At 39.0% G+C, this 9,399-nt stretch carries 7 protein-coding genes; 3 read left to right on the top strand and 4 right to left on the bottom strand.

Features of this window, described 5'->3' with window-relative positions; all coding sequences use genetic code 11:
* Positions 1 to 80: 80 nt before the first annotated feature.
* Entirely contained in the window at positions 81 to 1,544 is a 1,464-nt protein-coding gene (locus tag E5A76_RS09745) for a protein adenylyltransferase SelO (RefSeq protein ID WP_161118808.1), read from the bottom strand.
* Between the two features lie 206 nt (positions 1,545 to 1,750).
* On the opposite strand from E5A76_RS09745, the gene E5A76_RS09740 reads away from it, so the two are divergent.
* Both E5A76_RS09740 and E5A76_RS09735 read left to right on the top strand, forming a co-directional pair.
* On the top strand, positions 1,751 to 4,327 hold the full coding sequence (locus E5A76_RS09740) for a PKD domain-containing protein (protein ID WP_237459091.1): 2,577 nt from the start codon (positions 1,751 to 1,753) through the stop codon (positions 4,325 to 4,327).
* Between the two features lie 18 nt (positions 4,328 to 4,345).
* On the top strand, positions 4,346 to 4,747 hold the full coding sequence (locus E5A76_RS09735) for a hypothetical protein (RefSeq protein WP_161118806.1): 402 nt from the start codon (positions 4,346 to 4,348) through the stop codon (positions 4,745 to 4,747).
* 57 nt (positions 4,748 to 4,804) lie between these two features.
* Here the strand turns inward: E5A76_RS09735 and E5A76_RS09730 are convergent, their stop codons facing one another.
* Together E5A76_RS09730 and E5A76_RS09725 are read right to left on the bottom strand one after the other, a co-directional pair.
* Entirely contained in the window at positions 4,805 to 5,662 is an 858-nt protein-coding gene (locus tag E5A76_RS09730) for a hypothetical protein (RefSeq protein WP_161118805.1), read from the bottom strand.
* Between the two features lie 321 nt (positions 5,663 to 5,983).
* Entirely contained in the window at positions 5,984 to 7,396 is a 1,413-nt protein-coding gene (locus E5A76_RS09725) for a hypothetical protein (protein ID WP_161118809.1), read from the bottom strand.
* 329 nt (positions 7,397 to 7,725) lie between these two features.
* On the opposite strand from E5A76_RS09725, the gene E5A76_RS09720 reads away from it, so the two are divergent.
* Positions 7,726 to 8,568, top strand: coding sequence for a CvfB family protein (locus E5A76_RS09720; protein WP_008986961.1), 843 nt, complete (start codon positions 7,726 to 7,728; stop codon positions 8,566 to 8,568).
* A gap of 102 nt (positions 8,569 to 8,670) precedes the next feature.
* On the opposite strand, the gene E5A76_RS09715 is transcribed toward E5A76_RS09720, so the two are convergent.
* Complete coding sequence (locus tag E5A76_RS09715; protein WP_023932420.1) at positions 8,671 to 8,904, bottom strand: glutaredoxin family protein; 234 nt, start codon at positions 8,902 to 8,904, stop codon at positions 8,671 to 8,673.
* Positions 8,905 to 9,399 lie beyond the last annotated feature (495 nt).

Raw genomic sequence — 9,399 nt, 5'->3', positions numbered from 1 at the left:
GAGTAATTAGTATTAGCAATATTTAGTGTTCACAATTAGCTAATAGAGCGAACACTAAATAATTAATAATAATGGAATGATTAAGAAGAGCAGCTAATTTCTAGTTCTTTACCCCATTTAGGTGGCAGATCAGCAAGATCCTCAAACTCAGGATGTTCATCAAATGGATCATGTAAAATTGTTAATAGATTCTCCACTAATGTGAAATCACCTTGCTCTGCGCTATCAATAGCGAGTTGGGCTAAATAATTACGAAGAATGTATTTAGGGTTACTTTTGAGCATTAATGCCAACCTTTGTTTATCATCGATATTTTCAACCCGCTTTTTATAAGCTTGCAGCCACTTATCGACGGCAGTTGTATTTGTGGTGAGGTTTGAAAAGCGCACTGCTGAGGTAGGTAATTCTGCTTGCGCAATCGTTGAAAGAGTGCGGAAGAATAGGGTGTAATCCACACCGTTTTGTTTCAGTAAATCAAATAACTGTTGGAACAGTTCAGTATCTTGCTCTTGGCTATCAAATAACCCCAATTTATTACGCATTAGCTTGCTATAGCTGATTTGTAACTGATGCTGATAAATTTCCAATCCATGTTCTATATCGGCTTTATCAATAATAGGTGCTAGGGCATAGCCTAATGCGGATAAGTTCCACAGTCCAATTGATGGCTGTTGGTTAAACGCATAACGTCCTGAATAATCTGAATGGTTACAAATAAAGCTGGGATTGTAATCGTCTAAAAATCCATAAGGTCCGTAATCAAAGGTTAGGCCTAAAATAGACATGTTATCGGTATTCATCACGCCGTGAGCGAATCCAACCGCTTGCCAATGGGCAATCATCTCAGCGGTGTTACTACAGATTTGCTCAAACATCGCAGCATACGGTTTTTCAGCTTGTTGTAATTCTGGGAAGTGATGTTGAATTACATAATCGGCAAGCAATGTAAGTTGTTCATGTTGCTGGGTATAGAACAGATATTCAAAGTGTCCAAAACGTAAATGGCTTTCTGCTACCCGAATAAGAGTCGCACCGAACTCTTGTTTTTCTCGATAAACAGGGGTGTCGCTACCAATTACGGCAAGGGCATAAGTAGTTGGGATGCCTAAACCTGCCATAGCGGCACTGGCTAAATACTCTCGAATACTTGAACGGATCACCGCACGTCCATCACCCATTCTTGAATAAGGGGTCAGTCCTGAACCTTTTAAATGCAAATCCCACTTTTTACCTTGGCTGGTTTGTACCTCACCTAATAATAAGCCTCGACCATCACCTAAATCTGGGTTGTATTGTCCGAATTGATGCCCTGTGTATTTCATCGCAATCGGAGCAAACCCTGCTAGCGTGTCATTACCACTAAAGATATTAATAAAATCGCTATGGTTAAGGCGATCAATATCGAGCTCTAACTGTTTAGCGACATCAGGGTTCACACTGATTAAATAAGGGTTCGTCAGTGGTTGCGGGGTAACAAAGGTGCCAAATAAACGTGGAAGTTGGCTATAGGTATTATTAAAGACAAGCTGATCTAGGGATTTCATAGCAATCATATCTGATGGGTTTACGGAATATTATAGAGTGGCTCAACGATTATAGTTAAGTACTTGCATGACTTACATTATTAAGCATGAACTGTATCGAGTGACGCTATCGCTCAATAGAATAGTAAGTTGCTAACTAATATGATTCCTCGTTCATTTATACCGATTGAATATTGAAAGGGATCATGATGATTAGCACAAGGAACATGCTTTTATTGAGTACCTCATTAGCCATGTTTGGCTGTGGTGGTGGCGATGGTGGAGACTCGAAGCCTCAAGCTAAAGCGGCAGATGATATATATACTTATGCAAATAAGAGTGTGGTTATCTCGTCATATCATCTGGATCCTAATGGTGACATCGTTGATGTTGTTTGGCAGCAATCGCCAAGTGATAACACGGCTGTTGAACTAAAAAAAGTGAACAGCAGTGCGATTTTTACTGTGCCTGATATTCAAGATGATGAAGTGTTTAACTTCACCGTAACGGTAACCGATAACGATGGTGAAACCGCATCCGATTCAATTAGTGTTTATGCTAAACCTGCCGAAAAATCTTTATCTCTCTCTTTTGTTGGCTTAGGTGATACAAAGAAAGTCACTAATCAAAAAACCGTTACGCTAACCGGTAATGTTGTATCTGATCATGAAATTAAACAGATCCTAGTAACAAACGGGGCAACCAGTTTATCAACCAATGCTGAAATTGATGAGATGTGGTCAGCTACTCTCGATTTAAAGAAAGGCAAAAACGAAATCACGGTAATGGCATTAACGGCGGATGAAGCACAGGTTGAGATCGTATCAACGATCAATTATCACCCTGCAATGGACTTCACTACGCCGTTAACATTAAGCCAAAGTTCTTTTGTATTAAATGAAGATGCCGCTACGGTTTATGCTCAGATTGGTACCTCAAATGATAAAGATCCTCAGATCACCTTGCTCGGTGCTGGGACTAATTTAGATGAAAGTGCAGACGGTATCGATGATGATGGTATTTATGCAGGCTCTTTTACTTTTAATCCAACCAAAGAAGGTAAGTTCTGTTATCAAGCACAAGTGTCAGATAGCGAAGGTAATGAATATACATCTGAACCTGCTTGTATTTGGGTGTCTGAAAAATATACCTCAGAGCAGGTAACGAAATCAGTTGATATTGCAGACAGCGTTGAAAGCTGGCTAGATGAACAACTTGCGCAAGGTAAAGATATTCATGCTTCTGCAAAAGAGGTAGTTGAGCAACTCAACGTTCATAAAGATGTGGGTGCGGCAGGTTATACCTATGAAGGTGGCATTTGGTGGGTAAATGAAGACGGTATTTTAGGACTACATAATCCATTGGTTGAAGATTCAAAATCAGCAGGTCGTGGCGGTGTTATCGCACCAACGCCTGTGGTGAAAGCGTCGTTTGAAACTCGCTATTATGATGATGTGATCAACAACCAGCCATCGGCTTATTCCTCTGTCTCTGAACCAAACCGCATTCAAAGTTCAAAAGCGGTGATCATTAGCCCATTTATCAATAATCCTGACGTATCTGAGTTTAATAACTTCTTTAATACGGATGATTACTATGGGGTTTGGAAAACCATTAAAGATAGCCAGTCTTGTAAATTATCGCCAGACAGTGAGTTTGTGAATAATGAAACGGTTGGAGTATCGCTAGATAGCTTTAAAGATTTCAGTACCTTTGGTTATATTCATTTTTCTACCCACGGTAATAATTACTTCAATGGATTATTTAAAATCTGGGATGAAAAGTGGGGACCAAGTGATTTCTTAAAAGGGTATTTATCGGTATCTGGTTTATATACTGGGATTGTTTTACCTAAAAATGAAGATGGTACTTATAACTTAGAAGGTTATGAAAGCGATCTTTACATGAAACGTTTAGCGATTGGTGCTGGTGGTTCGTTAATTATTCTTCCTTCGTTCTTTGAACATTATCTTACAACTATGCCTAAGAGTTTAGTGGTGCTGTCTGCTTGTCGCTCTGTTTATAACAACTCATTAGCCAATGTCTTTTTATCTAAAGGCGCAGGTGCTGTGATTGGTTACGATGATTATGTGTTATCGAGCTATGCCAAAAATACCACCAATGCCATTATTAAAGACATGCTTGATAATGACTCAACCCTTATACAAGCCTTTGATACAGCAGTGAATAAGCACGGTAAGAGTGATAACAGTGACGATGAAGCATTTCTGCGTATGCGTGGCGCAAAAGATCTAAAACTGGCAACGGGTTCATTTGAAAACCTGAGTTTTGAACAAGGTCAATTAAATGCGTGGGCGAAAAAAGGCGATGGTCGCATTATTACCAACCTTGGTGGCACAACCCCCCTTGATGGTAAATTTGTTGGTGTAGTATCAACAGGCTTAGGTTACACCACCGAGCTTGGTAGTATCGAACAATCAGCATGTATTGATAAAAACGTTACGACTTTAAGCTTTGATTGGAAGTTCTATTCTGAAGAATTTTTAGAGTTTTGTAATACGGGTTATGATGATTCATTCACCTTAACCTTATGTGAGTCAGGTACTGATAACTGTTCAAGGTTTGAAACCAGTGTAAATAAATTGTGTGAGAATAAAGATGCGCTGATTGAATCAGATGTGACGTTTGATAAAGGCGGTGTTTATAACACGCAGTGGATCAAAGAACAGTTAGATATTTCAGCCCTTGCCAATAAACGTGTAAATCTAAAAATTGAGGCAGTCGATAAGGGTGATGAAATTTATGATAGTGCAATATTGATTGATAACATCGTTGTTGAATAACGAAATGTAGGTGCGCTGATGTTGAAAGTGTTTTCTGCAAGCGCACCATTATTATTTTTATTGATGCTGACCTACGGCTGTAATGTGAAATCTGATGTGATTTACCAGTCAGATCATGTTGGTAAAGTCACGTATCATTATAAAGATAATGATGGTTGTGATTTAAAAGAAGTCGATAAAAATATTGCGCTGTTTTATCAACAAATAGAGCGTAGAGAATTGGCACCATTAAAGGCGATTTACCAAGAGGATAATCCCTTTATTCGAGAACTCACTACATTGCCATCGATTAGTATCCATAAAGGCGGAGCGGAGTGGTATATACCATTATCACCATCGAGTAAATGGATCTACGTTAAATCGAAAGGCACTATCAATGTATTTGCCTATCCTGAAAGTTTGAAAACACTCTGCAAATAAAAAAATGTCGTTAGTGGAAATCATTACCACTAACGACATTTTTATTTCGCTAAACATTTAGTTAAAAACAACGTCTTCTGTTTTGGTGATGTGTACACCTAACCGTGCCATTTTCTCGATAAATGCTTCTGCTTGCTGCTCGAAGCCAGCAACAGGGCTGGTGGTATCAACTAACAGCGTAAGCTTTTTGATCTCATCTTGGGTTAACTTCTCAACCATTTGCTCAACAGTGCTAGCAACACAGTGTGATAACGCTTGTCCTGAAATCAATACGTGATCGTTTTGTTTAACCAACTCAACCAGTTGTGGATCAAACTGGGTATTCTTATCATCAGCAAGTGGGTATTCTGCTTCACAGCCACCATAGTGCTCAGTGTGTGGGTTTTCGCCTTTTGAAACACTGATATGTTGCGTATTTGTCTGTTGTTCCCAGCTTTGAATCGCAGTCTGAATTGGTTCAACAATATTATGCCCTGCTGTTCCCATTACACAGTGGGTTGGCCAAATAATAAGGCTGTATTTACCAGCTTGCTCTAGAGATTGGGTGTAAGCAAGCACATGATCACGAAGCTCTGGCTTTGTTGGTTGCCATACATCATCAACAATGTCTTGGTGGCTAATTAAGGTGAAAGGTGCTGGGTGTTCGCCAGCTTGATTCTGCCAATAAATGCCATGAGCAATGTCGTATTCGTTATGACTATCTAGCGTTACTACAATTGAATTGATGTGCTGTTGATGTTTTTTGATAAAGTTTGCCAGTCTTTGTGCATCGTTCCATGCGCCAGGGACAGGCAGAGCAGGGGCGATAGTCTTTTCTGGTTGTTCTGAACCTAAGGTGAATTGTTCGTTAACTGGAACATCATAGAAGTCATATTGCGGATCAATGATGAGTAACGACGTCATTGGTAGACGCATTGCATGCTCCTTTATGCTTTGGGGACTTGACACAATAATGAATAAATCATGAGAAAGAATTGCGCTAAATATACGTGGATGAGCGGTAATTGAAAAGAATTATCATCAGCATCGTAATCAATAAATATAAATTGTTAATTCAGTAATGCTTAATCTATTAGTTATTGAAATTATTAACTAAAATTATTTTTTAAACTTCTATCTTGTTAATGAAAATATAAAAATGAAATGTGTCAGACAAGTATTTTCTGGATGATAGAAATGAAATATTAGGCTTTGGTGAAAGCTCACCGTTACAACAAGATAACGGTGAGCTTTTTGCTATGCGGTTTTCGCCGGAGGTGGGGTATCAACAATCGCTTTCTTGCTCGATGATGATTTCTTTTCTTGTGGCAGAATAGGCTCAATATCAACGATTTTTGAACGGCTCATGATAATCTTCCAACGTTGAATACGTACGGTTTTATCTTCGTCGGTTTCTTTGGTGATCAGGTTAATTAGGTGGCGTTTTTCAACGGATTCTTTAGTGACTTGACCATCATTGAGTTGATACAAACGTTGCGAGCCTTTTTCCATTAACGCCGCGACGTTACGTAAATCTAAAATGATCGACTCACGAGTTTGTTCATAACCACTTAAAAACTTGGTTGGCGACATACGGGTTGTGCTCTTGTAATGAAGAATAGTTTCTTCACGATGAGACACCTTGTGCTTACGGGTTTTACGAATATCAGGCGGTAAGCTGTCGTAACTGATGTATTCCAGCCATTCCAATTGGCGACCAATTAAATGACTGGTGTTAGCGTCGAAGAACTGCTTACGCCAACGGGCTTTACCTTTACGCAGCCAACGCCATAACATACTTTTTAAGTCGTCTTTAAACACTTCACGAGCAGCGTAGATCAGTGATAACACTAGGATAAAGGATGCGGTAATGTCACCCAGCATACCGCGAGCTTTGATCAGCATTAATGTCACGAAAATCATCACGATACCCGCTGCTGCACCGGTTACGATTTTGCGTGTACTTTTACCCAATTCAATGGTCTTTTCACTCATGGTGACAGGGTATTCAATCAAACGACGTAATAAACGCATCTTGTTCGACATACGCGTTGGATCTTCCATCGCCTTTGCCGAATTATAGTTGTGCTTTATACGATGCTGAGATTCTGATTCACAGATCTCTAATAGCATCGCTTTGATGGCGTTGTAGTCGTTACCACGAGGTAGGTGAGCCACAAGCTGTAAAAAGCGTTGCTCAGTAAACCAAGATAGGTAGTTATCAATGTTTTCGTAGTATTTAAGAAGCTTCTTATCACTTGGAATATTTCGGCGTAAACGCTTTAAAATGCGCACCGAAATATTGGCTGATTCTTCAATATCTTCAAACGAAAGATCACCATTTTGGTTCAACAGGTCCTGAGTGGTTTTCTCAAGTGCTAACGCATACTGATAAGCATATAAGCTCAAACTTAAACGATACTGTTCAATGGAGAGTTTGCCACGGCTGGCGAGTCGACTATGAACTAGTGGTAGGTGGTTTACATCACTGAAATAAGTACGCTTTCCTTGAATGGCACTATGATAGAACTCTTCTTCAGAGATGATATTGGCGTTTAAACCAAGTTCACCAGGGATGAAGATATACATATCGAGCTGCCGATTGGTTGTTTCTTGAATAACATGGGATATTTTGAGTTTATGCCCATCTTTTTTATCGACAGTGATCACTTTAGCGATGTCCTCCACAGGATCTTGCAGTTACTAGGTATAAAAGCGTGTTTTTTATTAATTTTAGAATATATGTGCAATAAATATTACTGTTAACGATGCAACTGAGCATTGATAGCATGAAAAATCGTCAAATAAATGCAGATAGGTCAGGCGTTGTGAATCAACATCACGTATAATGCAGCCATCTAAGCACAATGCGTGCATTATAGCTTATTGATTAGTTAGATATAGTTAATTAATCGTCATAGCTAGTAAATTGATTGATAAAGATATTGAACCAGCAACACCTTGTACGTGTTGTTGCCTATGCAGAGAGTACCTGATACATGATTAGAATTGGACAATACAACACACTAGAAGTCGTCAAGCTAGTAGACTTTGGCGTATTTCTTGATGGTGGTGAAGACTTCGGTAATATCCTATTACCAAAGAACTCTGTTCCAGCAGGTACTGAGTTAGGCGACAAGCTAAACGTATTTATCTACTTCGATTCAAACGATGAAATCATCGCAACAACGGATGAACCTTACGCAAAAGTAGGTGATTTCGCTAAACTGCGTGTTGTTGGTGTAACTAACATTGGTGCGTTCGTGGATTGGGGTTTAAGCAAAGATTTGCTTATTCCATTTAGCGAACAACGTCGTCGTTTAGAAGAAGGCCAAGAAGTGGTTATTCACGTTTACACCGATAAAGCATCGGGTCGTATCGTGGGTACAACTAAGTTCAACCGTTTCCTAGACAAAACACCGGCGACTTACAAAGTTGGCGAAGAAGTTAAAGTGATCATCGCTGAAATCACCGATCTTGGTTACAAGGCAGTGGTTAACGGTAAGCACTGGGGCTTATTATTCAAAACTGAATCTTTTGGTAAGCTATTTATCGGTAAAGAGCTAAAAGCTTACATTAAAGAAATTCGTCCAGATGGCAAAATCAACTTATCACTTCAGAAGAAGGGTAAAGAGCGTGTTGACGATCTAGCCGACAAGATCCTAACGTCACTAGAGCGTAAGGGCGGCTTCATTCCTGTAAGTGACAAGTCTAGCCCAGACGAGATCTTCCAAGTGTTCCGTACCAGTAAAGCGACCTTTAAGAAAACGATTGGTGGCTTGTACAAGAAAGGTCTGATCGTGATTGAGCGTGAAGGTATCCGCTTAAACGACAACGACTAGTATTAGCTCGTTAATCTTGAGTGAAATAAAAACCGACACGCTGTCGGTTTTTTTATATCTAAACGGATAGAGAAAGGGTAAACCAAGAGGGGAAATAGCAGATTAGTCTTTCGACTTTAATGCTTTCTCAAACTTAGTCATGTTCCAGCCAATTAATACCTGATCACCCACACGTAATACAGGAACAGAGCGTGCGCCTGTACTGTTAAATTCCTTTCTTCCTTTTGGGGAACTTATATCCACTAAGCGGTAGTTATAGCCCTTGCTTGCCATATATTGTTGAGCATCTTTACAGTTTGAGCAGCTTTTTTGACTGAATAAGACAATACGTTTCATTGGGTTGTTTCTTTTATTTTAATATTTGCCGTAACTCTAACATAAATGAGATGGAAGATAGTAATGACAGAACAGTAGTTATAAGCAGCCTAAATCAAACAAGTTTTAAGCTTGTTTACTTTTTCCTATTAGCAATAAAGAGGTGATACGGCAAAGGAATAGGTGAAAACCTCGTAAGTTATAGATTGTTTTGCAAATGCGTATGTCATTTTGCTTAAAATGGCAGCACTTGCGTGCTCGTTTAATATCCGTATTTTTGCGATTTTATTGCTTTAAAGCAAATTATTATTTTTATATGGAAATAATAGTGGGTAATTTATTTCTATCTTATTGATATTTAATGCGTGTATTTTGTTTTTAGCTCAAATTACTTAGGTTGTAAGATTAGGTTGTAACAACTGCGCTACAAGGTGATATTGATTGGATTTTTTATGTAAATACAATGCAACCCTCTTTTGGGTAACAACAAAATTTCATTCAATGATTGCTCTATTA

It is taken from the genome of Photobacterium lucens (genome assembly GCF_009873615.1).
Taxonomy (GTDB): Bacteria; Pseudomonadota; Gammaproteobacteria; order Enterobacterales; family Vibrionaceae; genus Photobacterium; species Photobacterium lucens.
The sequence above is the reverse complement of the archived record's forward strand: the minus strand, read 5'-3'. Positions and strand labels throughout refer to the sequence as shown.

Excerpts from the sequence above, each read along its gene's own strand:
- E5A76_RS09745 (WP_161118808.1), bottom strand. The coding sequence starts at position 1,544 with ATGAAATCCCTAGATCAGCTTGTCTTTAATAATACCTATAGCCAACTT.
- E5A76_RS09740 (WP_237459091.1), top strand. The coding sequence starts at position 1,751 with ATGCTTTTATTGAGTACCTCATTAGCCATGTTTGGCTGTGGTGGTGGC.
- E5A76_RS09735 (WP_161118806.1), top strand. The coding sequence starts at position 4,346 with ATGTTGAAAGTGTTTTCTGCAAGCGCACCATTATTATTTTTATTGATG.
- E5A76_RS09730 (WP_161118805.1), bottom strand. The coding sequence starts at position 5,662 with ATGCGTCTACCAATGACGTCGTTACTCATCATTGATCCGCAATATGAC.
- E5A76_RS09720 (WP_008986961.1), top strand. The coding sequence starts at position 7,726 with ATGATTAGAATTGGACAATACAACACACTAGAAGTCGTCAAGCTAGTA.
- E5A76_RS09715 (WP_023932420.1), bottom strand. The coding sequence starts at position 8,904 with ATGAAACGTATTGTCTTATTCAGTCAAAAAAGCTGCTCAAACTGTAAA.